Origin of the sequence: Thalassoroseus pseudoceratinae (genome assembly GCF_011634775.1) — a bacterium.
Taxonomy (GTDB): domain Bacteria; phylum Planctomycetota; class Planctomycetia; order Planctomycetales; family Planctomycetaceae; genus Thalassoroseus; species Thalassoroseus pseudoceratinae.
Window position 1 is genome coordinate 251,244 of record NZ_JAALXT010000006.1, and the last position, 24,446, is coordinate 275,689.

The window sequence follows — 24,446 nt, forward strand, 5'->3', positions numbered from 1 at the left end:
CCGTGGCACACTTTGTTGGCGATCTATTTTACGATCTTGATTTCGCTCCAGAATGCGGAATCGTTGCCGCCGTTGCCTACGTTGTGGATATCCAACCGAACTTGTTGGCCGGCGAATTTGGAGAGATCGAAGGTTAGATCTTTCCATGAAGGTTCGTCGGTTCCGCCAATGATTTCCTCGTGAATTTGTTCGTCGTTGGCGAGCACGCGGAGTTTCCAGTCCGAACGATGATCGTGACTGACCCCGAGTTTGAGTTTCGGGGAATGTCCTTCCGGAATCGTGACGGCGGCTCGGAACACGCTTGGTTTGTCTTTGTATGGACTGGTCCGCAAGACGTTTTGGCGTCCGGCGTGTTCGCGAAACAAAGAGCACCCCGAACCGCTGCGGTCGACCACGAATTCGGGAGCCACCTGCGAGACGGCATACGGGTATTCCTGCCGTCGATACGTTTCGACCAACACACGAGCATCGTCTTTGACGGGCGTTTGCGTCTTCTTAATCCACTCGCGGTAGTCGTTCAGGTCTTCATAAGTTCGCGTGAGGTAAACCGAATCCAACCAAGCGGCGTTTCCATCGGGGCAACTGAAGTGAAACCCCGTGAGCGAGAACTCTCCGAAATCGTTGACGATGTGAACGGTCTTCGATTTCCACTCGGGCGACAGCTTGGAATCCAGACGCTTCGCCTTCTTGAACGGTTCCACGGGAATGCCGCTGTAATAACGGTAGCCGGTTTTCATTCCCCGATCGATGGCCGTCAGGCCGGTGAGGTCGCCCCAATCACGTGCTCGCCGGTTCTGAAGCCTCGGCATGTCCGGATCGGCACCGATTTCCCCATCATGAGCGACCTCCAAACCGATGGTCCGTCCGCCGTCTTTCTTCCAAGCGAAATGAAGAAGCTGAAACTCTCCCAATCGCGGATTGAACCGAATCGGCAACGGTCGTTCGGTCAGGTCGAGACTGCCTCGCCCTGGTGGAGTCACCCGCAAACACCGTTGTCCGCTGTACGCGTCATCCGTCACGATCGACGCCATCCCGGTTCCGTAGTTCAGAGAATCGACAAAGTTGGCTTCCTCATCGAACAGATTGATCAAACCGGGATGATGCGGCAAAACACCGATCCCCCGCCAATCGATCGCCGACCGAACTTCTGGCGGTTTCGGTTGGCCGTCGTCGTCGGTAGGCACCCACTGCACAAGTTCGACGTGTACCGGGCGGCCTTGCCATTCATGCAATGGAATCGCGAGAGCCTGCGGATCGAGATGCCTTCGCATGACCGGTGGGTTCCAATCGCCGACCACCTGCTTGTTGAACAACACGACCAACCGGCTATCCGGAACTTTGGCGGCAATTTGCGAAACCGCGATGCTCAGCCAACGGTCTTCAGGATCGAACGTCAGCGTGCGTGAAAAAACCGTGTAGGACGAATCGATCGCCATCGCAATCCGATATCGGGGATCGTTCTCGATGGTCTCATCCCAAAACGAAAACAAACGCACGTTCTCGCGAGTTTCGGAAGATTCCCAATCCGCGAGAACCGGCATGGCGTCGAGGCTGCGTTGCTGAATGTCTTGCCAAAGACGATCGGCATCCAGGGTGAGCGTTGGACTAAGCCAATTGAGGGAATCACGAATGTCGAAGGGATCGGCTCCCGCCGGACGCCCGGTCAACACGGGATCGACCGTCAGCGTTAATTGTCGATCAGGACGGTTCTCGACGATCGGAAGTTTGAGTTCACCGGTCTCCAAGACTTTCTCCGAACCGATGAGCAGATCACTTTCGTAAAGCGGTTTACTTTGGGTGTCGATAAAAACCCGCACACGGACACACCCGCCCTTCCCAGTCGATTGGTCCAAACCGAACTGGGAACGAAACGCTGTTGCAGCGGCGGGCAGAGCGAACGTCAGCGAATTCTTCGCGTGCACACCGAAACCGGCGGGGTATTCCTCATCGGCTGAACGCAGCGTCTCGGCATGCACACTGCGATCGGTTTGCCAGCGAAGACCGGTCCCGAAGGTGGATTTCTGCTCGACCGCCACCGGTGCGATCAACGACACGGGAACCTCGTGCGGTTGGAAAAACAACCAACTGCGAATGGTCGGAAATCGAACCCAAAACGGGTCCAAACTCCAAGCCGGTTGCAATCGTTGCAGCCATGATTCCCGTTTCTTCTTGTCGCCATAGTGTCCGGCTTCAAAGCGTTCGGTGGACGTGGTCACCCGGAGTCCGTCGGTTGTTTCGAGGCGAAGGAGGCGAGAGTCCCGTGTTGTCACCAACTTCGTCAAGGACTCCACATACGCGTCCCAAGGATCTTGTGGCGGCACATGAATCTCGGCAATTTCTCCGAACCGAAACTGCTCCAAGCCGTTGGCCGTCAGCAGAGTGACCGCACCGTCCGACCATCGCAGCGAACGAAAGCCAAACTGTCGACCATCCCGCAGAAACACATTCCCCGGTTGAAATTCACGATTGGCAATCGGTTCCCAAGTGACTCGCCGGACATCCATAACCGCCACACGAATCGCGCCGTAACGTGACTGTTGAGGGTGATCCACCTCGGTGGTTGGCTCGACGAGCAAATGATCCACCCACTGAAAGTACGGGGATGATTCTCGCTTCCGGAATCCCACGACTTTGCCCGGCAACCGATCGCCACCGCTGAATTCCACCGACGGCCCGTTCGTCGACGGCAACGGTGCCGCCACGTTCATCAACCAACGGAACGGAAGTTTCTCGTCGAAGATGCGTTTACCAGCGAGATGAGGATTCGTTTGGGCCTCATGCCATTCGTGGATGATTTCATCGCTGACTCGCGTTCGGTCTGCGAGTTCGGCGACGTACCGGGTCTCGGCGGCGAACGCCATCGGATCAAGCATCAAGAATGCCAAGATGCCCCACACACGTCGGTGCCAACTTTGGAACTTCACAAGCGACCTCCGTTTGTCTTGCGAACGGATTACGGATTCACGAACCATTCATACTAACGGCCCAGCTTACATCCGTACCAGCAACATCGAAACGAGACGCAGGGAAATCAGACCGGCCGTCACCAAAACCACCCAACCGAAACGTGCACGGAGTTCCGGTCCGCTGAGTCGGGTTCCAAATCGCGAGCCCACCCGAGCACCGATGGTGCCCCCGAATAGCAGCACCGCAACTAAACCCAAATGTACGTGTCCCAACCACGCATGGCTCGCCGTCGCCAAGATCGAATTGATCCAGACAATCACCAACGAACTAACCACCGCTTGTTGCGTCGGCATGCCTAGGAGGTAGACCAATCCTGGCAGCAACACCAATCCCCCGCTGTTGCCGAGTAATCCGGATAGCAATCCCACGCCGAATCCGAACCATGCCAAAACGGGAATCGAAGTCGGACGGCCGTCGAATTCTTCCAGAGGAGCGTTCGGAGGAATTCGCCAATGCATCAACCATCCTCGACCGACCGGACGATTCGAGCGACTGCGATGAGCTTCATACAGCGAGAAAATTCCGAGCAGCAGTAACACCGCCCAATACGTCGGCAGCACGACGAGTTCCGCGATCGACAACGAACGTCCGTTAACAACCACGTCACCCGCCTCACGCGCGAACGCTAACAAACGGGCCCCTAAGTTGACGCCGACCAACAACCCTCCCGAGAGAATCAGCGGCAGTCGAAACGAAGACCATTGGATTTTTCGCGCCAGTAGAGACGTCGTCGCCGGGCCCAACACCTGACACGCACTGGCTCCGGCGGCGTATTCGATCGGCACGCCCAGCAAAATGTTCAGCACCGGGACCAAGAGGAAACCGCCCCCGAACCCAAACATCCCCGCCAACACGCCGATAATACCGCTCGCCAACGCACACGCTGCGAGATTGGTCCAATTCAGGAATTCCATTTCGCGTGTGACAATCAAATTTGGTAATCGGGGAAAATCGGTTCGTCGTCGGAATCCGACGTTCGAGACGCCCACAATGTAAACAGCCAGTTTACGAACACGCCCCACAAGACCGGTAGCACAATGCACGCCAGCACATACAGAATCTTTTCGAACACAACTCCGAAATCCCAAGGGTCTATGTTGAAATCACCGGTCGAGCGTCATTATCGTTCAGAGACTACGATTCCGTGTGGATGCCTGTCAAGCAGCAGGCGGGTGGCGATGCGGTCTCCAAGACTTCTTGGCAAGTTCCCAACTCGCCCTTGTCCGGTGTCGAATCGCGACATACGATATCGATAACACGAGGCGGCTTGACTGCTTCTTCAATTGGGATTGAGGACCAACATGGCGGCGACCGGCAAACGTATCTTGCTCATCGAAGACGACCGAGAAATTTCGACGACCATCCAAAGCGTCTTGGACGCCGCCGGTTACACGGTGGTGGCAGCACCGAACGGGGTTGAAGGTCAAAAATTGGTCTCCTCCGAGGAACCCCAGTTGGTCATCACCGATATGATGATGCCCCGCATGGGCGGATTTCCCGTCTTGGAGTTTCTCTCCACACTGGAAAACCCGCCCCGTGTCATCATGATCACCGCGAACGAAGGTGCACGGCACAAAGCCTACGCGGAAACCGCCACGCCGGGAAAAGTCGCCGTCGACGAGTACCTGCGGAAACCATTTCCAATGGATGTGCTCCTTGAAGCCGTCGAACGACTCATCGGCCCACCCGACGGCGCGGCAAGCAAAGGCGATTCCGATAAAGGCGATGAAGAGAAGGCAAAACCCAAAGCCTCCGAACGCATGCGTCGCGGTCGCCGGAGTTCCTAACTCCGCTCATACCCGGCAGAAAACGTGTGTCGACGCGAAGCTTACGACTTGCGACCTTGGCCCCAACGTTGGATGAGCCGGTGCTCGATGCCGAGTTGGTCACAAATGCGGCCGACGATGAAATCCACCAAGTCCGGAATGGACAACGGGTTGTGATAGAACCCCGGCATCGCTGGCAACATGACGGCCCCCGCATCGACCAGGGTTTTCATGTTCGTCAATTGCACGCTACTCAGTGGAGTTTCGCGGGGAACAATAATCAGTTTGCGACGCTCCTTGAGGTGCACGTCCGCTGCCCGGTGGATCAAATTCGAGGAAATCCCGTTCGCCAAGTTCCCCAGCGTGCCCATCGAACATGGGCAAATCACCATGCCTTGCGTCAAAAATGAACCGCTTGCAATACCGGCGGAGAAATCGACGTGGTGATAATAACTGAGTTGGCCCCGGGTAATCTCAGAATCGCTGAAGACCGAACTCAGGGCGTAGTGCTCATCCGATGGCCCTCGCAATGACGCCAGCTTGCTGTCATGTTTCATGTCGATGCTGGGCGGCATGATTTGCGACGGATCAAAATTGTTGAGATCAATCGAGAGCCCTAATTCATGCTCGAAAACTTGAACCGCAGCGGGGCTGATCGTCAGATGAACGTTGCATCCGCTTGCAAGTAACACCTCCATCAGGCGAACTGCATAGATGGAGCCACTGGCTCCGGTGATGGCGACCACCAAATCGGTCATGCGTTCTACTCCTTGGTTGGTGTCGACTCGGGTTTCATCCCGTAATACAGGGTGGCAATTCCAAACGTCAATGGTTGAAAGCGGACATCCGTCAATCCAGCGGACTCCATCATTCCGGCCAATTCTTCGCCATGCGGGAACTCGGCTACCGAGTCGGGCAGGTAGTTGTAGGCGTTCTGACGATTCGGGGCGAACAATTGCCCGATCCGAGGCAGAACATTCTTGGAATACCACAGATACGGACCGCGAATCAGCGAGCGACGAGGTTGCGAGAACTCCAGCACGACCACCCGCCCCCCGGGTCGACACACGCGGACCATTTCGTGAAGCCCTTTCATCGTATCCGTGATGTTTCGCAGTCCGAACGCGACAGAAACGATCTGAAAGATGTCGTTCTGAAATGGTAGGTTCTGGGAATCGGCTTCGATGTAGGTCACGTCTTCGGCGGATTTGCGAGCCGATTTTTCGCGGGCGATTTCCAACATTTCATGCGTGAAATCCGTTCCGACGACCGGAACTTTTCCTCCCGCTGCTTTCCAATACGCCAACGCCAAATCACCGGTGCCGGTACAGGTATCCAAAATGGGAGCCGTCCCGGTCGGTGGCACGGTTCGTACGGTTTTGCGTCGCCATGCGGTGTCGATCCCACCGGACAGCACGCGATTCAACAAATCGTACCGTCCGGAAATCTCGCCGAACATCCGACGAATGCGAGTTTCGGATTTATCAACCGTCATGACGTGAGTCTCTCGAAGTATTAGCGGCAAACCGTTAAGACTGTAGACACATTTCGGCTCACCGACCACCCATAGCAACCAGGTCACGAGGCGGGAATCCGGAACCGGCGGGACCGAGTCCGATGCCGCTGATCCAAGCATTTTCTCACTAGCCAACCACGAACGACGGACAAACAAGACAACGGACACTTCCATGTTTCAACGCTTCTTGCTCGGCTGGTTGATCCTGCTTTCTCTGTTGGCTTACTCCTGGCCGAGTTGGAATCCCGAACTCGACCCGTTCGCCATTTCCAAACCGTATTTGGGTTGGATCATCACCGTGACGATGTTCCTCATCGGTGGATTGCTGCCCCGCGATGAGATTCGGCAAGTTCTCAAGAGTTGGCCGACGGTCCTCGGGGGAACACTCGTGCAATATGCGACGATGCCACTAGCGGCGTACACCGTCGCGCGACTGGCCGGTTTGGAAGGCGAATGGCTGTTGGGTTTGGTCTTGGTGGGTTCGGTTCCCGGAGCGATGGCATCCAATGTGTTGACGCTCGCGGCTCGCGGCAACGTGAGTTACTCCGTCAGCCTGACCACCACCGCCACGTTGCTGTCACCGATTTTCGTGCCGCTCATTCTGTTTCTGACATTACGACAATCATTGGCCAATCCGGCGGCGATCGCTCAGAAAGCGTTTTTGGATCTGTTGCTGCAAGTCGCGATTCCCGTGCTGTCGGGGTATTTCTTGGCGAGATCGAGTCGCCGGGCGGAATCGGTGTTGCAACGCATCGGACCGACAGTCGCCAACCTGACCATCCTGTGGGTGATCGCCGTCGTTGTGAACGCCAATCACGAACGGCTGGCGAATTTGCAACTCGATCTATTGGCAATGCTGCTCGTCATTAACGGCATTGGCTATCTGGCGGGTTGGTTCGGTGGCGGAGCCATGCGAATTTCCCACGCCAAACGACGTGCACTGACGCTGGAAGTCGGGATGCAAAACGCGGGACTCGGTGCGACTTTGGCATCGCAGTTGTTCCCCGATCAACCGACGGTCGCGTTGCCGGCGGCGTTGTACACCTTCGGTTGCATGCTAACGGGAACCATGTTGGCTCAGTGGTGGGCGATGCGGGTGGGAAGCGAGGAAGCCGAGTCACCGGCGGCGGAGGGTCAATTGGCGGGAACTTCGGAAACAGCCACCTAAATATCGATGTTGCTATTCTTCGAGACGGTGTTTCAGCTCGTCCCGTTCGCGGCGGGTCATTTCGAGATCGAACATCAGATACTTGATGTCCAGCCGAAGTTGAGCCAATGCTTCTTGCACTAACGTGAGAATCCGCCGACGTCGCCGAACCGAATCCACAACCCGATTGTAGGCTTCTTCCACTTCCGGTTGATGGTGGGCGGGCAGACGAGCGATGACTTTGGCGAAGTCGATCAGTTCGCGGGGTAGTTCGTCGCCAACGCTATCGGGGAGGCGAGAATTTGATGTCGACATCGAACAGAGGCTCCTTAGTTGGACTTGCTACCCCATCAATTCTGAGGGTACAGCCTACCGATCACAAGACGAAAGTCCCATCCTTTCCCGGTTTCACAGGTTCCCTTTTCTCAACGACTGCATAAATTCGCTAACCGGGATTGTCGCCGAAATGTTCACTACAACAACAATTTCGTAAACACAATCAAGAACAATACTTACAACATCACTCCGCCCCTCAGCAAACTGCCGTATCGGTCATTCGGGAAATCGCTATAATTTGCGATTCTGAGCGAAAACGCGAAAGTTCCGTGATTTTTAGTCATCTCCGCAGTCCGGTTGTGCCGATAATTCCGATTGTGTGCCCCGACGGTTTGGGGCGTCATACTCGTTTTGATTGATACCAGAGACCCGATTTTGTCGAACTCTTGCCTCATGGACGAGAATGGAGTTGCCACCGTGATTGTCGAACGGCTTCGTAGGCGAATCACGCGGTGGACGATCGCGGTCTGTCTATCGCTTGTGCTCTGGGGTTCCACGAGTCGTGCCTCCGAGTATTACGCCGGGTTTGAAGAGGCGGACCAAACTGCTTGGACAGTCCGGTTCAAATCGTCGCAACTCCGGCTGACCGCTCATCATCGTACCGAGCAACAATTCGCGGACGGTCAACGTAGCGAAGCGTTGAAACTGGTCAGCGAGGTGGACGGAATCACCTTCCAACTCGAGCACGATGTCCCGGAAGGCCGGTTAATCGACGAGTTGGAAGCGGTCGTGTCGGTGCGGTCGAATCGCCCCGGTTTGACAGCGTGGTTCCGTGTTGTCTTCCCGAATGAAACCCATCCGCAAACCCGAAAACCACTGACGGCCTTTGTTTCCGGCGATATCTATCGGAACAATGGTGAATGGCAGCAGTTGGTTTGTCGGGCCGATTCCAAGCAGTTGCAAGCTCGGATTCGCCAATGGCGAGTGCAGTTGGATCGCCCGTCGCTCAACACCGAAGGTGCGTTTGTCAATCGCATCGTGCTGACTGGCCAAGTTGGCATTGGGGAAACGGAAATCTTTCTCGACGGACTCCACTTTGGTCCGCTCGTCAATCCGCAACAAGTGCAGCTCGCCAGTGCGGTTGAGGATCCAATCAGTCAAACGGAACCGGCGAGTTTCTCGCAGCCCGACACTCCGGTTGGTCCCGCGGGTGAAGTACGGTTGGGTCGGTTTCTGGTCGAAGGCCGACCGTTCTTCCCGATCATTGCGGCTCAGCATTCGGAATCGCCGGAACTTCTCAAGGAAATCGGTTTGAATGTTGTTGGCATTCCCGATTACGAAGACCAAACAACTCTGAACGCCCTGCGACAACATGACTTGTGGGCAATGGCCACTCCACCGCGTGCGGTCGATGCCGACGGGCAAGTCATCGACGCCCGTGATGTCAGCGTGTTGCCATTCGGTCAGGAAACACGCCCCATTCTCATTTGGAATCTCGGAACGCGTGTTCCGTCATCGGCGAAAGACGAGTTGTTCGCGTGGGTCGATCAGGTGCAAACCGCCGATCGGAATTTCGATCGCCCAATCGCCGTGGAGGTCATCGGTGGTGAAGAACGGGCGATGTCCCGACGCGTGCCGTTGCTCGGAATGAGCCGACACGTCGCCAACACATCGTTCGGCTACAAACAAAAACGCGAATGGTTCCTCGAAAAACGGAAACTCGCCCGGATGGGAAGTTTCGAGTGGACCTGGATTCAAACCGAACCGGCTCCATCGCTGGAGGCGATGACGTCTCGGCAAGGCAGTCACGAAGTTGTCATTGAACCGGAGCAACTCCGGCTTCAGGTGTATTCGGCGATCGCGGCGGGCATGAAGGGGATTGGGTACTGGAAACGCACCTCCTTCGACGACAACTCGCCCGGTGCCACCGAGCGACGTCTGGCGATCACGCAGCTCAATCTTGAACTCTCGTTGTTGCAACCGTTCTTGGCGACGGGTTCCGTTTCATCACCATCTTCGTTCTCGGTTGATTTGCCGAGTGCCCAAGCGATTCGACGCGGTTCCATCGACTTCCGCACCACTGCCGATTCGCGTCATGAACGAGACGCCATGCTCCGAGAGCAAGAATACCAACGGCAACGGGCCTCCCGAGTCGGTGGTGAGTTGGAAGCGACTGTCATCTCCAGTGAGTATGGCAAACTCGTGCTGCCGATTTGGTACGGCACGGAAGCCCAATTCGTGCCCGGTCAGATGGCCGCACGGAATGCCCGAATTGTCGTCGCCGGTGTGGATGACTTCTCCTCCGCTTGGGAAGTGTCCCCGACGAAAATCGTGCCGTTGACCGGTCAAGGTCAGGTCAAACGCGGTGCGGGTGGTTTGGAAATCACGTTGAAACAGTTTGATCAAACCTCGGCGATCATCATTACACGAGATCGCGAGTTGATCGACGCCATCCGGCGAAAAGTCGCCCAGATCGCTCCGCAAAGTGCGGCGGTCTGTGTGGCTTTGGCCCGGGAAAAATTAGAGCGTGTCCGGCGAATCGATGAAGAACTGCAATCGCTCGGAGCCAGTTGGCCGGACAGTCCGCAGATTCTTTCACGGTCTCGCGAACACGTCATGATGGCTGAAGACGCCTTGGCTCGCGGTGCGTATCAAGCGGCCGCCGAAGAAGCCGGGCGAGCGATGCAACTGCAACGAATCTTGCAACGCGGACACTGGAACGATGCGGTCATCAAACTGCCATCGCCGTTGTCGAGTCCGTACACCGTCTGCTACCAAACCCTGCCCGATCACTGGCGATTGATGCAACGCATCGGGCAAAGTGATCTCGCTGGCCAGGAAAACCGACTCCGTGGTGGCAACTTCGAAGATGCCGACACCTTCTTCGCCGCCGGCGGATTGCATGAAGGCAACGATGTGCCCGGTGTGCATGCGGGAGCGGATTTGTACCCCTCGCAGCGGGAAGGCAACTATTCGCTTCGATTACACGCCCTGCCCATTCCGCAAGAAAACCCACCGGAGATCATGCCGGCGAGTCCTGTCATCATCAAGACGCCGCCAGTTTCGGTCAAAAGTGGGCAAGTTGTTCATGTGAGCGGTTGGGTCCGTGTTCCGAACGACATCCAACGTTCACTCGACGGAGCAATGCTGTTCGACAACATCGCTGGCCCCGCTGCCGCGCTTCGCTGGAATCAAGCCAGCGAATGGCAACACTTCTTCTTCCTGCGAGAAGTGCCCGAGACCGGTCCTTACGTACTCACAATGCAACTCACCGGACTGGGCGAAGTGATGTTCGATGATCTCCGCATCATCACGCAGGATCAGCAAGTCGTCCCTGCACCGGAGCCAACACCGACCGAGTCGGATAGCCCGTTCTCGTATCCGCTTAAACTGCTCGAGAAGCTGCCGAAGTGGAACACGAACCCGTTCCGTCGGTGATGACAATCGACGGTGACCCTAACCGGACGAACAATCGCAATCCGATCTAGTCGAGCAATGCCACAACCAAGCCGCTGCGGATCTTCGGTTCAAACCACGTCGATTTTGGCGGCATGAATCGATTCTGTTGGCAGACCGAAACGAACTGTTCCATCGTGACCGGTGGCAGAGTCACGGCGAAGTGGAAGTCGCCACTGTCGACACGGCTTTGCAACCAGGCCGCATCTTTGTTGCCGCCGACGAACGTCAGCCGTTTGTCGCGAGCATCAGCGATTTGGAGCACATCTTCGAAAATGTGCCGTTGCACGATGTCGGAATCAATTGACTCCGCCGCGTTGCTGGCATCGTAGGCGTTGTCTTTCGGCACCAATTCCAACCACTTCTTGCCATCGTACAGACCGATGTGATGAGTCTGCTTGGGTTGGAATGGTTCGGAATCGCGACGGGGTTGGGCGTCGAAATATTCGGCCAGGGTTTGCAGCCAATCCAATTCGGCCGCTTTCGGTTCGGCGACCAGCCGATTGTACGGTGCCAACCCCATCCGTCCGGTCGTGAAGAACATCGCCAGATAATCGTCATGCCCCAGCAACGCGGCAGCGGCACTGCGATGGTTGCCATCGGCGACGTACGCAAACGGCTCTGCCTTCATCAGCTCGACGAACTTGTTGATGCTGGGTTCATCCGCGATCAGCCAAACTTTGTGCGTGTTGCCGACTTCGTCGTCGGCTTGGAAATCGCATTCCCGCCCGTCGGCGTACTCTTCAAGAGCGGTGATCAAGTGGCCGCTTTCGTCTTCAACGGTATTGTTGACAACGCCTACGTAGGACTTCGTCTTGGAAATCAAATTCGCTCGCCCACGGGCTTTTTCCTCGCGAATCCCTTCGTTGCGGATCACGGTCCCGTCGGGCGATTCATCGGTGCGAATGTCTGCGGTTTTCGCCGCTCCACCGAGCCCCATCTGCCGCACACTGGGCCGACGCGGATCGACAATTTCGTAAACCCACAGCACGTTCTCGACAACTTTCGTCAGCGGGCTGTCGATGCGATTCCTCAGCGTCTCGCGGGCTTTGTCGAGCGTGGCATCGGAACCGTCCTCGCCAATTTCCGTTTCGGTTGGCACATCGCAATGCGCCATCGTCACCGCGAGAATCGATTCCGGTTTGGCTTGAATGAACTCCCAAACCTCGCGGTCGCCTTGGAACTCATCATAATTCGGAGCCACAAGTTGAGCGGCAGCGGCACTGTCGACAGGAACGAGAGCACGTCGAATCGGAGCAATATTAATCATAAGAGACGAAGATTTCTTCGTTGAGTGCGTGCAGCAATGCGTAACGCACCATGTTATTCATGCGGAATGGATTTGGCGGGTTACACTCGCTGCCCCCGCCCGACTGTCTAGAAATCCAAAGTCGCGAAATAATCATCGAGGGTTTCGGCACGGCGAATTTGTTGGACACTGCCGTCGGGTTTCCAAAGCAGTTCCGCGGAGCGAAGTTTGCCGTTGTACTGGAAACCCATCGCGTGACCGTGAGCACCAGCATCGTGGATGACGAGTAAATCGCCGATTTCCACTTTCGGCAGTTTCCGGTCGATTGCAAATTTGTCGTTGTTCTCGCAGAGCGAACCGACGACGTCGCAGGTTGTGTCCGCTGCCGCGTTTTCTTTGCCGAGCACAGAGATGTGGTGATACGCACCGTACATCCCCGGTCGCATCAAGTTCGCCATACAGGCATCGACGCCGACATAGTCCTTGTAAATGTGCTTTTCGTGAATCGCTGACGTGATGAGATAACCATACGGCCCGGTGATGCAGCGACCGTTTTCCATCAGAACATTCAACGGATCAAGACCGGCAGGCTTGATCATTTCGTCGTAGAGCTTCTTGACGCCATTGCCGATGTGTTCCAAGTCGACCGGCTGATCTCCCGGACGGTAGGGAATACCAATACCACCACCGAGATTCACGAACTCCAACGAGATGTCCGTTTCCTTCTTCAATTCGACGGCTAACTCGAACAGCATCCGTGCGGTTTCGACGAAGTATTCGGCGTTGAGTTCGTTCGAGGCCACCATCGTGTGCAAACCGAACCGCTTAGCTCCCAGTTCCCGAGCTTGACGGTAGCCTGCAAAGAGCTGTTCCTTGGTGAACCCGTACTTCGCTTCCTCGGGTTTGCCGATGATCGTGTTGCCTTCGCGGAGCGGTCCCGGATTGTAACGGAAGCACAATTGCTCGGGCATTTTCACCGAATCGGCGAGATACGGAATGTGCGTGATGTCATCGAGATTGATGATCGCACCCAACTCGACCGCCTTGGCGTACTCCTCGGCTTTCGTATTGTTCGAGGTGAACATCACATCGTCCCCGGTGATGCCAACTCGTTCGCACATCACGAGTTCCGCCAAACTCGAACAGTCTGCGCCGAAGCCTTCCTCTTTCATGATGTTGAGGATATGCGGGTTCGGCGTGGCTTTGACGGCGAAGTACTCTTGGAACCCATCGCACCAAGCGAAAGCCGCATTGAGACGCCGCGCGTTTTCACGGATTGCCCGTTCATCGTAGATGTAAAACGGCGTGGGGTACTTCTCCGTCAATTGACGAATGAAGTCTTCATCGAACGGCAACGGCTTGGCAACAGAGGAAGAAACAGCAGACATAATGACTCAAAACCGGCTGGACGGAGCGTGTACGAAGTCCTCATGAGGATCGTTCACAGTTTAGTCGGCCAGTCGTCCGCTGACGAGGGGGCGCGAGCGGTTTTCTGAGGCATTCGTCGGATTGACCGTCCGCGTGTCTACTTCGGCATTTTCGGAATCCCGTAGCTCGTTTCGCTATCGGATGGTTCCGTGGGAGCCTTGGGAATCTCGAAACTCGATGGTGGATCGGCGGCCTCGGCAATCGACACTTGCAAGATCATATCGCCGATCTTCACCTTGTCACCGTTCATCAATCGCGTGTCCGCCTGAATCAACCGACCATTGACATGCGTTCCGTTTCGGCTACCCATATCGCGAACGCGGACGGTGTACTCATCGACTCGCACAACGCAATGGTAGCGGCTGACAAGATCGCTATCGGGCCGAAGATGACAATCGGGAGCGCGACCGACGATGAACTTGCCTTCTTTCAATTTGATGTTTTTTTCGGCCAAGGAACCTTCGACGACCTTTAACTCAGCTCGCATACAGATGCCCTGTCATTCATGCCCATGGATTACGCGAAACCGTTGTAATCTCCCTATTTAAAGAATGAACGAAGGAAACACGCAACTCAAGTGAAAATCCCTATGGAATTAGTAAATGTCTTCAACCTTTTCCTCAATAGTCCGTAACCAACTGCACAAGCTCGGCAACATGCATCCGACTTTTCTCCGCGATATTTGTTTCAAGGTGTTAAATTGGGCAAGTTTGCGGAAACACGAAATCCTTGCTTGCGGAAAGTCCAGGCCATCGTGATACTGGATGGTCCTTCCGAGTGGGTCACTTGGAAACGCGCTGGGGTCAATCTACGTTTCCTTCTTACCAAGATCACATTCCTATGTCTGAACCGCATTCGACTTCCGCAACTCCTGCGGAGCCGTTGGCGATTGTCGGGTACGCTTGCCGTCTGCCTGGGGGAATCACCGACGGAACCAGTTACTGGCAATTGTTGGAAGAGCGTCGTGACGCTGTCACCGAGATCCCGGAAGATCGTTGGAGCAAACTTGCTTACAGCGCCGGACCAGGAATGAACGGTAAGAGTGCTTCCCGTTGGGGCGGGTTCCTCGACAGTATCGATCAGTTTGAACCGAGTCTCTTCGGGATCTCCCCGCGAGAAGCTCAGTACATCGATCCACAGCAACGCTTGCTGCTCGAAACGACTGCCGAAGCCTTGGAACATGCGGGCATTCCGGCGGAATCGTTGGCCGGGAGTCGAACCGGGGTCTTTGTGGGGATCTCCACCGGCGATTACGGCCAGATTCAACGCGACCGCCAATCGCAACGTGGTCTGAGTGCGTTCACGGCTCAAGGGTGTTCACTGAGCATCGCGGCCAACCGGATCTCTTACTGCTTGGATCTCCGTGGCCCGAGTTTTATCGTGGATACGGCGTGTTCGTCTGCGCTCATGGCGTTCGATCGCGGTTGCAAGAGCTTGCTTGATGGCGAATCCGACATGATCATCGTCGGGGGCGTAAACGTCATCATCAACCCGGAAACGTTCATCAGTTTCTCGGCGGCGTCGATGTTGTCTCCCGACGGCCGTTGCAAGGCTTTCGATGCGTCCGGCAACGGGTTCGTCCGATCGGAAGGTGGCGGGGCGATCATCGTGAAACGCCTTTCCGATGCCGTCCGTGATCGCGATCCGATTCAAGCGATTGTGCTGGGAACCGGTGCCAACCAAGACGGACGCACCGGCGGGATTTCCATGCCCAACCCCGATGCCCAAGAAGCGTTGCTGCGGGAAGTTTATCAGAATTCGCAGGTTGACCCGGCGAGTGTCCGCTACGTCGAAGCCCACGGAACCGGCACCGTCGTCGGTGATCCGGCGGAAACGACGGCCCTTGGTCGTGTGTTTTCCGATGGCCGATCCGCCGAGCAACCGCTCATCATCGGTTCGGTGAAAACGAACATCGGACACATGGAAGCCGCTTCGGGGATTGCCTCGCTCGTCAAAGCGATTCTCGTGCTGCAAAAACGCCAAATCCCTGCGAACTTGCACTTCAAAACCCCAAACCCGCACATCCCGTTCGAGGAATTCAAACTCCGCGTACCGACGGAGATGGAAGCCTGGCCGGATGACAAACCCGGTGTCGTTGGTATCAACTCGTTCGGTTTCGGTGGCGCGAATGCGCACGTCATCTTGGCCGACCCCAACCACGAACGAACGCAGCAGTTCAACGAACACTCCCCGCAAATTGTTCGCAGCAACGGGCATACACCGGCAACGAACGGATCGGCCATCGCGAGCACCAACGGTTCGCACGCCCACACTGATTCGGACCAGGTTCCGTTTCCGCTGTTGATCACTGCACGATCCGAAGATGCCCTCCGTCAACGAGCCAACGATTTCCGCGCATTCCTTGCGGACTCGGCGAACGGTTCGTTGGCCGATATCTCTTACACGTCGCAAATGCGGCGGTCGCATTATTCGCACCGTCTTGGTTTGGTGGCACAGAACGCCGACGAGGCCCGTGAAACCTTGACCGCGTTTCTGGATGACGAAACCCGCCCGAACATGCACACGGCGGAAGCGAAGAAAGATGAACAAGGGTTGGTGTTCGTCTTCTGTGGACAAGGCCCGCAAGCCGCTCAAATGGGCATGGACTTGTACCGTCGCGAACCCGTGTTCCGAGCGGCGATGGACGAAATCGACACGCTGCTCAAAGACGTGGTCGATTGGTCATTGATCGAGGAACTCTCGAAGGACAACGAATCCAGCCAAATCCATCTCACATCGGTGGCTCAACCGGCGTTGTTTGCGATTCACGTCGGTTTGGCTCGATTGTGGGAATCGTGGGGCGTGAATCCGGCGGCCGTTGTCGGACACAGTGTCGGTGAGATTGCGGCGGCTCATGTGGCCGGTTTGGTCTCGCTCGAAGACGCCGTGAAGATCATTGGCTACCGGGGAATTTCGCTGCAAGAACACGCCCTGCCCGGTCAGATGCTTGCCGCCGGCCTCAACGAAGCCGACGCGCGCCGTTTGATTGCCGAGTTTGAGCCGAAGGTGTGCGTGGCCGCCATCAACAGCCCGGACATGGTCACACTCGCCGGTGAAGCCGAAGCGTTGGAAGCCGTCGGCAAGGAACTCGATGCCCGCGATATTTGGTGGAAAGCGTTGCGGGTGAAGCACGCGTTTCACAGTCACCTGGTGGCTCCCGCGGAAGAATCGTTCATGTCCGCGATCGGCAGAATCAACAACTCCGCCCGCACCTGCGAGATGGTCTGCACCGTCACGGGCGAGAAAGTCGGTCTGGAAGGGCTTTCCGCCGATTACTGGTGGGACAACATCCGTCAGCCGGTCCGCTTCGCTCCGGCGATCGAAACCCTGCAAGACATGGGCTATTCGAACTTCCTCGAAATCGGACCGCATCCAGTTTTGGGTGCGTCGATCAAACAATGCCGCAAGTCGGACGGCCCGAAGCCAACGGTATTTGCATCGCTTGTCCGCAAGGAAGACGACCAGAAAACCATTCGCGGAACATTTGTCGGACTGCAAACGCACGGTCTCACGGTCGATCCGTCTGCGTTCTTCCCGACGGGTGGAAACGTCGTGAATCTTCCGCGTCATCCGTGGTTGCACGAACGCTTCTGGCATGAAAGTGCCGACTCTCGACAATCGCGGTTGCGTCCCGATTACCATCCGTTGCTCGGTCAAGCCGCGACGGCTGCTGAACACGAATGGCACAACTCGCTCGATGTGTCGGTCTATACGTGGTTGCCCGATCACAAAGCCGGTGGCCAAGTGATTTTCCCGGCGGCCGGTTTTGTGGAAATGTTCCTCGCAGCGGCGTTGCGGGCGGAGAAATCCGAATCCGTCACAATCGACGATGTGGACATGCTGCGAGCGTTGTTCCTGCCGAACGAAGCGGCTCCGCTCACGCAAGTTTCCGCCGACCCAAACGCGGGCACGCTGTTCATGGCGAGCCGGATGAACGAATCCGACGAAGCATGGATGAAACACACCCAAGCCATGTACCGTCCGATGCCGAAACTCGAACCGAGTCCACTCGACATCGACGCCTGGAAAGCGAATGCCGAACCCGCATCCGCCGAGGCATTCTACGAGACATTCCGCCAGATCGACCTGGAATACGGACCGACTTTCCAAGGTGTGAAAGAATTGCACCGCACGGGGCAATCGGCACTTGGTCGCATCGAACTCGATGAATCCTTGATGGACCGGGCGAACTTGTACCATGTGCATCCGTCGTTGCTGGATGCGTGTTTCCAAGTGCTGCTCGAAGCGATTCCGCCGGAAGAACGAGCCGACGACCGTATGTTCCTGCCGGAACGAATCGGCCGCGTGCACTTCCATCAATCGCCCGGCACGGCTGCGTACAGTGAAGTCAAACTGACGAGCTCATCCGCGATGCAAGTCACGGGTGACATTCGCATCTTCACCATCGACGGACAACCCGCGATCGATATTCTCGATTTCCGTTGTCGTGGTGTGATTTCGCAACGCGAACGGGAACGCAACGAGATTGGTCCGTGTTTGCACCAAACTCGTTGGTATCACGCGCCGCTTCCGGGATCGTCGGTCGTGGCGGAACCGCTGGCCGAAACCAAATCGCTCACGGACCTTGTCGAATCCGCCGAGAACGTAGCCGCAAACACTTGGCACGACGTGCCCGCCACAATCATCGGTGACAGCGTTGCCGCTCAGGATCGTGTGGCCACACCGTATTTCCTGAACGCTTTGCAGCAGATGGGAATTGATCTCAAAGCCGGTGAGTCGGTCGATTCGCAAGCGTTGGTCGATTCCGGCAAACTCATCGAGAAACATCGGCCGCTGTTCGAGCGGTGCTTGGATCGCTTGGTCGAATCGGGTGAGTTCACGAAGACAGACGGTGCCTGGCAGGTCGCGAACAATCTTCCCGAACCAGACGTCAACGCCGCCTGGTTGGACGCACTCGCGGAACTGCCCGAACTCTATCCGCATTTGCGGTTGATCGAAGTTTGCGGCGAAGACTTGGCAGGTGTGTTCTCCGGTGAAGTCGATCCGTTGAAGTTGTTGTTCTCCGAAGAATCAGTCGGACTGCTCGAACAAGTTTACCGCGATCAATACTGGACTCGTTACGGCAACACGTTCATTCAACGAATCGCGGTCGAACTGCGAAATCGGTTGCCGGAATCACGACCGCTTCGCATTCTGGAAGTCGGTGCTGGCACAGGCGGAACGACGGCATACATGCTGCCGGTGCTGCCGGACAATCAAACCGAATACTGGTTTACCGATCTCTCGCCGTACTTCTTGCAACGAGCCGAGGACCAATTCCGCAATTCGGATTGCGTGCGTTATGCGAAGTTCGATTTGGAACGCGACCCCGCCGAGCAGGATCTGCCGACCGGTTGTTTCGACATCGTCATCGCCGCCGACGCGATTCACGGTGTGACGGACTTGAAAGCGGCTCTCGGACGATGTTCGAGCTTGCTCGTCGATGGCGGGTTGCTCGTGCTGCGAGAACTCACGCAAACGCGGATGGCCTTCGATTTGGTCTTTGGTTTGACGGACGGTTGGTGGAATTATCAGCAAGACCCCGCCCGTGAACACAGCCCATTGTTGACCACATCCGAGTGGAGTGAAATCCTCTCGGAAACCGGTTGGGAATCGCCCACGTTGCCCGCAACCTGCAACGAAACCGGCGAACATGCCGCCGTGATTGTCGCTCGGCAGCCGAACCGGTCGGAAACCAAATTGCCGAAAGTGTTCATCGCCGACAAACCACCAAAGGAACCGAACTGGTTGATCTTTGGTGACGGTGGAGCCGCTGGGCATACGCTCGTTGACCAACTTCGTCACGCGGGTCGTCGTTGTGTGACCGTGCGGGATGGCGAAGAATTCGACTTGTTGGATTCCGATGAATTCCAAATCAACTCCGCGAACTACGATGATTTCGTGCAACTCAAGTCGGCGATCGGCTTCCGAGGCGGTGATTGGAGCATCGTCCATCTGACCGCTAGCGACACCGACTCCGCCGAGATCACCATGAGCGGACTGGAATCGATTGACGATCGTTCCACGCATTCGTTGATGCATCTCTTGCAGGTATTCGCCGCTGACGAGAAGCAATCGCCGCGACGGTTGCTGCTGGTCACACGGGGTGCCCGCGATGTGGGAGTTTCGACCGAAGCAACGGGTCCGTTGCAAGGCGGATTGGTCGGATTGGGCCGCTCGGCGGCTTCGGAATATCGACACATTGCCATTCGGCAAATCGATCTCGACCCGCTGAAGGGCGACGAAAACACGCTGTGGGCGGAACTTTGTGCGGACGATCCGCAATCGGAAGTTGCTTGGCGTGGAGCACACCGATTGGTGCCGCGAATGGAGCAAATCGATCCACGAACCGAGACAATCGCCGCGGACTCTGCCAACGAAGTTCCCTTCCGATTGCACGTCGCTCGGCCCGGCGATCTCGGCAGCTTGGAGTTGTTGGAGACGCATCCGGCACCGCCCGGACCAGACGAAATCCAGATGGATGTGCACTTTGTCGCGCTCAACTTCCGCGACATTCTGCGGGCACTCGGTCGGTTCCCGGCTGACGATTTGGCTCAGATCGAACCGGGCGACGAATGCAGTGGGATCGTGCGGAGCGTGGGAGCGAACGTCACGCACGTTCAACCTGGTGATCGTATCATCGCCTGCACTGCGGGAAGTTTCCGATCCGTGCTGACCGTGGCCGGTGCTCGGGTAACGAAAGTGCCGGATCACCTCAGTTTGTCCGCAGCGGTTTCGATGCCGGTGGCCTACATCACCGTCGATCACGCGTTGCGAAACGTTGGACGGATGCAAAAAGGTGAATCGGTGTTGATTCACTCGGCGGCTGGTGGTGTTGGGATGGCGGCGATGCACATTGCCCGGCGTCTCGGTTTAGACATCTACGCGACCGCTGGGACCGATCCTAAACGAAAACTGCTGCCGAAGTACGGTGTGAAGCGGATCATGAATTCGCGGTCACTCGACTTCTACGACGAAACCCTCGCAGCGACCGACGGACGCGGTGTGGATGCCGTGTTGAACTCGCTTGCCGGAAAAGCGATGGTGCGAAGTTTGTCGTGTCTTGCACCGTACGGTCGATTCCTCGAACTCGGTAAGCGGGACTTCTTCGAGAACACCCGCGTGGGCTTGTGGCCGTTCCGTCGGAACGTGGCGTATCATGCGGTCGACTTGTCCGCGATGATGGGCAGCGATCCGGCATCCGGCATGTCGTTGCTGAGTGGTCTGTTCGCCGAAAGTGCGGACGGAAACCTCGCACCGCTGCCGACACGGGTGTTGCCGGTGGCCCGGGTGCAGGAAGCCTTCCGGCTCATGGGACAAGGTGTGCACATCGGGAAAGTTGTGCTCGACCTCACGCAACACTGGGGGCAAATTCGCCGAACGGAAACGAAACCGGCGGTCCGGTCCGATGCCACATACCTCGTGACGGGTGCTTTCGGAGGAGCCGGTCAGGAAGTTGCGAAGTGGTTGGTCGATCACGGTGCGAAACACTTGTTGCTCGTGAGTCGTAGCGGTCCGAAAACGGATGCCGCGAAGGCGTTCGTGGCCGATCTCGAATCGCGAGATGTCACCGTGCGAGCCGAGTGCTGCGACATCACCGACGAAACCCGCATGGCGGAAGTGTTGAAGGAAACGCAAGCCACAATGCCGCCCATCGGTGGCGTATTGCACTTGGCCATGGTCATCGACGACGCCGTGATCAGCGATCTGAACACCGATCGCTTCAAGACCGTCACACGGCCGAAGTCGCATGCGGCTTGGGTGCTGCATCGTCTCACGAAGGACATGCCGCTCGATATGTTCGTGCTGTTCAGTTCGGTCAGTGCGGCGGTTGGGAACTTTGGCCAAGGCAACTACGCGGCGGCGAACTTCTCGTTGGAAGCACTTGCCGACCATCGGCGTCGTCTCGGTTTGCCCGCGACGGCCATCGGTTGGGGTGTGCTGGGTGAAGTCGGGTATGTGGCCGAACGGGAAGATCTGGGCGATTCGCTCGCGAAACTCGGGTTCACCGCGATGTCTGTCGATGACATCCGCAAAACACTCGACGTGACCATTCCGGCAGCGAATTCCTCGTTCGTTTCCGTGCGAGCCGATTGGCAAACCCTCGCCGGACGATTCCGCAACCTGAAACAAACGCCAGGGCTGCTAACCAACCTCCTCGCCAACCAAAGTGAATCCGGCGACGGTGACGCATCGCAGGGAGTACGGGAATCCATCGTTTCTGCCGAACCCAAAGAACGCCCCGCGAAAATGCGGGAGTTCGTTCGCGGCCGTGTCGGTCGTGTGCTGGGTATGTCGCCGGGCAAGTTGGCGTTGGATCGGCCGATTTCCGAAATGGGTCTGGATTCGCTGATGGGCGTCGAACTGGCAAGCATCATTGAATCCGATTTGGGCGTCGCCGTGCCGATGAGTGCGTTGTCCAAAGACATGACGATCGAACGACTCGCCGTGACGTTGTTGCAATCGCTGCTCGGAACGTCGGAAGAAATCGTCGAAGACGAATCGACACCGCAAGCTGCTCAAGATTCCCCGCTGATTCCGCTTCGGAAGGGCACCGGCGGAGCGTCGCCGTTGTTCGTCTTCCATCCAGCGGGTGGCGAGCTGCGAATTTATGACGACTTGCTGCCACAATTGAGCGACGAATACACTGTGTTCGGTCTGCAAGCCACGGAAGTGGCGGATGGCGAAACGACGGAAACTCTCGCTCGGCAATACGCGGACGCCATCGTTCAAGAACACGCCGACGGCCCAGTGCGGTTGTTCGGGTTCTCGATGGGTGGTTTGTTGGCGGCTCGCACGGCACTTCGGCTGGAAGAGATGGGACGAACCGTGGACTTCCTCGGCATCGTGGAATCGAACCCCGCCGATCTCGACTCCACCGAGAAGAAGGAACGCCAACTTCAGAAGTTCCTGGTGGAAACTTACGAGTTGATCCGACAAGAAACGGGCTTCCTGGTCGAACTCGAAGCCGATCGTCTCGAACGCGAAACGGCGGAAGTCGCTGCTCACTTCAGTTCCGATGCAGTCTTGAGTTGGTTGCTCGATGGCGGACACCTCAGTGCGGGTGTGCCCGAGGAATTGGTCGGTGAGTATCTCCGACGAATCGGCTTGCACCTGGAAATGATGAGCGACGACCCCGGCACACCGCAGTCCCCGCTTTCCGTGCCGCTGCACTTGTGGAGCGCGACCAACGGGCTCGGTGCCGCGGAAAGCAGTTGGAGTCGTTGGACGAATCAAGACTGCGTGCACACGGAATTGGAAGCCGAGCACTTCTCGATCATGTTCCCACCGCAAGTTTCGGAATTGGCATCGCAATTGGATGCTGCCCTCGCACCGGCGGATTCGGAAACCGCGTTCGCCGCAGCCGGAACGACTCGTCGAGGAAATCGGTCATGACCTCCTGGGAATGGGGTTTGGTCATCCTGCTGGCGGTTTCGGCCGTTCAGCAGGCCGCCGCGACGGTGCTGTTTTGGTTCCGCTCGCGTCCTCGACCGACCCCGCAGCCAGAACCGAGTTCTCTGCCACCAGTCGCCGTCTTGCTGCCGATCCGCGGTATCGACGACCGATTACGGGAGACAATCCGTGGGTTGAAGAATCAAGATTATCCGTCGGTTTCCGTACGGATCATCTTGGACGATCCCGATGGAACTGCCGAACCACTTTTGCGAGATGAACTCCAAGACGCGGCGAACTTCGACATTCAACCGCTCGTCACGCGACTCACGACTTGCGGACTTAAGAACAGCGCGGTCTTGCAGGCGATGGAAACATTGCCCGCCGAGTGTGAAGTTGTCGCGTTCATTGATTCCGATGTCGTCCCGCATGAAACGTGGCTGAGCGAATTGGTCGCGCCGTTGGCAAGCGATCAGGCCGACTGCACGTACGGTTGCCGCTGGTACACAGTGCCCGATCGCCGATTGGGCACCGTATGGCGTTACGTGTGGTGTGCGGCGTCGATTGTGAGTAGCACCGTTCGCAACTTGCCGTGGGGTGGATCGCTAGCGGTTCGGCGGGCGATTCTCGATGAACCGGAACTCCGCGAGCGTTGGAAGCACGCCGGCTGCGAGGATTTGCCACTCAGTTCCCATCTCCGTCGAACGAAACGCAAACTGCAATGCGTCACCCGATTGGTGATGGTTGAGTCATCGAGTTGTTCGCTGGAGAGTTACCGCACGTTCGTCACGCGACAGATGTTGTGGGTTCGGTTGTACCGCCCCGATGCCTTTTGGCCTGCGAGCGTCATTTACGTGGGGACGACAATCAGCCTCTGGGGCCTCACCATCGCTGCATTCCTGCGAATGACGCAAGCCAACTGGACCATATTGGGGCAGCTTCTCGGTGTGCTGGCGATCTATCTGGGATTGGCGTTCGGCTTGTTGCTGCTGATCGAAAAGCGGGTTCGCGGTTTGCTTGCCCATCGCAAGACGCTCGCAAGATCGTTCGGAATTCCAAGCCGATTGCTGATGCTCGCGGCATCGTGGTTGACGCCCGAACTGATTTTTCAGGCCATCGTCAAACGACGGATCGTGTGGCGGGGCGTGACGTACGACGTTCGGAAACCGTATGGCGTGCAGCGACTGACTCGCGATGCCAACGACACGACCGAAGAAACGACGCAGCCGATGATGTCGCGGTGAACCG

Annotated in this window: 14 protein-coding genes; 5 read left to right on the plus strand and 9 right to left on the minus strand. The window is 56.9% G+C overall.

Annotated features, from left to right (window positions below):
- Positions 1 to 23: 23 nt before the first annotated feature.
- The 3 genes from G6R38_RS21560 to G6R38_RS21570 form a co-directional block, all read right to left on the minus strand.
- Positions 24 to 2,924 (minus strand): NPCBM/NEW2 domain-containing protein, encoded by a 2,901-nt coding sequence (locus G6R38_RS21560; protein ID WP_166830848.1) that lies wholly within the window; start codon positions 2,922 to 2,924, stop codon positions 24 to 26.
- Between the two features lie 66 nt (positions 2,925 to 2,990).
- Complete coding sequence (locus tag G6R38_RS21565; RefSeq protein ID WP_166830849.1) at positions 2,991 to 3,899, minus strand: sulfite exporter TauE/SafE family protein; 909 nt, start codon at positions 3,897 to 3,899, stop codon at positions 2,991 to 2,993.
- Positions 3,896 to 4,039: a hypothetical protein gene (locus tag G6R38_RS21570; protein WP_166830850.1), complete on the minus strand. Its 144-nt coding sequence runs from the start codon at positions 4,037 to 4,039 to the stop codon at positions 3,896 to 3,898. The genes G6R38_RS21565 and G6R38_RS21570 overlap by 4 nt, the downstream gene beginning before the upstream one ends.
- A gap of 229 nt (positions 4,040 to 4,268) precedes the next feature.
- Here G6R38_RS21570 and G6R38_RS21575 point away from each other — a divergent pair, with 229 nt between their 5' ends.
- Complete coding sequence (locus tag G6R38_RS21575; protein WP_166830851.1) at positions 4,269 to 4,754, plus strand: response regulator; 486 nt, start codon at positions 4,269 to 4,271, stop codon at positions 4,752 to 4,754.
- A 41-nt stretch (positions 4,755 to 4,795) separates the two neighbouring features.
- Here G6R38_RS21575 and G6R38_RS21580 read toward each other — a convergent pair whose 3' ends face one another.
- Both G6R38_RS21580 and ubiE read right to left on the minus strand, forming a co-directional pair.
- Positions 4,796 to 5,491: a UbiX family flavin prenyltransferase gene (locus G6R38_RS21580; RefSeq protein WP_166830852.1), complete on the minus strand. Its 696-nt coding sequence runs from the start codon at positions 5,489 to 5,491 to the stop codon at positions 4,796 to 4,798.
- 5 nt (positions 5,492 to 5,496) lie between these two features.
- Positions 5,497 to 6,423, minus strand: coding sequence for a bifunctional demethylmenaquinone methyltransferase/2-methoxy-6-polyprenyl-1,4-benzoquinol methylase UbiE (gene ubiE, locus G6R38_RS21585; protein WP_240928328.1), 927 nt, complete (start codon positions 6,421 to 6,423; stop codon positions 5,497 to 5,499).
- Between ubiE and G6R38_RS21590 the strand changes: the two genes are divergently transcribed.
- Complete coding sequence (locus G6R38_RS21590; RefSeq protein WP_166830853.1) at positions 6,422 to 7,417, plus strand: bile acid:sodium symporter family protein; 996 nt, start codon at positions 6,422 to 6,424, stop codon at positions 7,415 to 7,417. The two genes, ubiE and G6R38_RS21590, sit on opposite strands and share 2 nt — an antisense overlap.
- A gap of 12 nt (positions 7,418 to 7,429) precedes the next feature.
- On the opposite strand, the gene G6R38_RS21595 is transcribed toward G6R38_RS21590, so the two are convergent.
- Positions 7,430 to 7,711, minus strand: a complete 282-nt coding sequence (locus G6R38_RS21595; protein WP_166830854.1) for a transcriptional regulator — start codon at positions 7,709 to 7,711, stop codon at positions 7,430 to 7,432.
- A gap of 414 nt (positions 7,712 to 8,125) precedes the next feature.
- On the opposite strand from G6R38_RS21595, the gene G6R38_RS21600 reads away from it, so the two are divergent.
- Positions 8,126 to 11,110: a hypothetical protein gene (locus G6R38_RS21600; RefSeq protein ID WP_166830855.1), complete on the plus strand. Its 2,985-nt coding sequence runs from the start codon at positions 8,126 to 8,128 to the stop codon at positions 11,108 to 11,110.
- 46 nt (positions 11,111 to 11,156) lie between these two features.
- On the opposite strand, the gene G6R38_RS21605 is transcribed toward G6R38_RS21600, so the two are convergent.
- From G6R38_RS21605 to G6R38_RS21615, 3 genes are all read right to left on the minus strand, one after another.
- Positions 11,157 to 12,398: a DUF1015 family protein gene (locus G6R38_RS21605; protein WP_166830856.1), complete on the minus strand. Its 1,242-nt coding sequence runs from the start codon at positions 12,396 to 12,398 to the stop codon at positions 11,157 to 11,159.
- Between the two features lie 107 nt (positions 12,399 to 12,505).
- Positions 12,506 to 13,765: a diaminopimelate decarboxylase gene (lysA, locus tag G6R38_RS21610; RefSeq protein ID WP_166830857.1), complete on the minus strand. Its 1,260-nt coding sequence runs from the start codon at positions 13,763 to 13,765 to the stop codon at positions 12,506 to 12,508.
- Between the two features lie 137 nt (positions 13,766 to 13,902).
- On the minus strand, positions 13,903 to 14,292 hold the full coding sequence (locus G6R38_RS21615) for an FHA domain-containing protein (protein ID WP_166830858.1): 390 nt from the start codon (positions 14,290 to 14,292) through the stop codon (positions 13,903 to 13,905).
- A 353-nt stretch (positions 14,293 to 14,645) separates the two neighbouring features.
- Here G6R38_RS21615 and G6R38_RS21620 point away from each other — a divergent pair, with 353 nt between their 5' ends.
- Positions 14,646 to 23,201, plus strand: a complete 8,556-nt coding sequence (locus tag G6R38_RS21620) for a type I polyketide synthase (RefSeq protein WP_166830859.1) — start codon at positions 14,646 to 14,648, stop codon at positions 23,199 to 23,201.
- Positions 23,198 to 24,442 (plus strand): glycosyltransferase, encoded by a 1,245-nt coding sequence (locus G6R38_RS21625; RefSeq protein WP_166830860.1) that lies wholly within the window; start codon positions 23,198 to 23,200, stop codon positions 24,440 to 24,442. Before G6R38_RS21620 ends, G6R38_RS21625 begins: the two co-directional genes overlap by 4 nt.
- The last annotated feature ends 4 nt before the right edge of the window (positions 24,443 to 24,446 follow it).

Coding starts and splice junctions, on each gene's coding strand:
- G6R38_RS21575 (WP_166830851.1), top strand. CDS start 4,269: ATGGCGGCGACCGGCAAACGTATCTTGCTCATCGAAGACGACCGAGAA.
- G6R38_RS21615 (WP_166830858.1), bottom strand. CDS start 14,292: ATGCGAGCTGAGTTAAAGGTCGTCGAAGGTTCCTTGGCCGAAAAAAAC.
- G6R38_RS21590 (WP_166830853.1), top strand. CDS start 6,422: ATGTTTCAACGCTTCTTGCTCGGCTGGTTGATCCTGCTTTCTCTGTTG.
- lysA (WP_166830857.1), bottom strand. CDS start 13,765: ATGTCTGCTGTTTCTTCCTCTGTTGCCAAGCCGTTGCCGTTCGATGAA.
- G6R38_RS21625 (WP_166830860.1), top strand. CDS start 23,198: ATGACCTCCTGGGAATGGGGTTTGGTCATCCTGCTGGCGGTTTCGGCC.
- ubiE (WP_240928328.1), bottom strand. CDS start 6,423: ATGGAAGTGTCCGTTGTCTTGTTTGTCCGTCGTTCGTGGTTGGCTAGT.
- G6R38_RS21600 (WP_166830855.1), top strand. CDS start 8,126: ATGGACGAGAATGGAGTTGCCACCGTGATTGTCGAACGGCTTCGTAGG.
- G6R38_RS21595 (WP_166830854.1), bottom strand. CDS start 7,711: ATGTCGACATCAAATTCTCGCCTCCCCGATAGCGTTGGCGACGAACTA.
- G6R38_RS21605 (WP_166830856.1), bottom strand. CDS start 12,398: ATGATTAATATTGCTCCGATTCGACGTGCTCTCGTTCCTGTCGACAGT.
- G6R38_RS21620 (WP_166830859.1), top strand. CDS start 14,646: ATGTCTGAACCGCATTCGACTTCCGCAACTCCTGCGGAGCCGTTGGCG.
- G6R38_RS21580 (WP_166830852.1), bottom strand. CDS start 5,491: ATGACCGATTTGGTGGTCGCCATCACCGGAGCCAGTGGCTCCATCTAT.